Annotated in this window: 1 protein-coding gene; it reads right to left on the reverse strand. The window is 68.6% G+C overall.

Features of this window, described 5'->3' with window-relative positions:
* The coding region (locus tag EN745_RS35625; protein WP_127423362.1) for an ATP-binding cassette domain-containing protein at positions 1 to 528 on the reverse strand (528 nt) is incomplete at both ends.

Consider the following 528-nt stretch of genomic DNA (forward strand, 5'->3'; position numbering starts at 1 on the left):
GACCCGCGCGGGCTTCAGCGCCGATCCGGCTGTATCCTTCACGATCGTCAGCGAGCGCGGAAAGAACTGGTTGTTGTGCTGGCCGCGGCCGATGTTGAGGATGGCGGCATCCGGCAGGCGCTTCTCCAGCATCGCCAGCACGCGCCGCAGCGTCGCGCCGTCGAACGTGTCCATCGCCTCGTCGATGATCACCCATTTTGGCCGCCTGAGCGCGAGCCTGGCGACGGCAAGCAGGCGCTGCTCGTCATCGGCCAGTTCGTGCTCCCAGCGCGCCGAACGGTCGAGCGAGGAGGCAAGCCGTTCGAGGCCGACTTCCGTCAGCACCGCCGCGATCTCGGCATCCTCGACCGTGATGTCGTCGGTGTGGTTCAGCACCTCACGTAGCGTGCCGAGCGGGAAATAGGGGGTGCGCGGAACGAAGATCGGCGCCGCTCCGGTCGGCATGCCGATGCGGCCGCTGCCCCACGGCCACAGCCCGGCAATGGCGCGGAAGAACAGCGTCTTGCCGGCGCGCGGGTCGCCGGTGAT

The sequence above is a fragment of the Mesorhizobium sp. M4A.F.Ca.ET.022.05.2.1 genome, assembly GCF_003998845.1.
GTDB lineage: Bacteria > Pseudomonadota > Alphaproteobacteria > Rhizobiales > Rhizobiaceae > Mesorhizobium.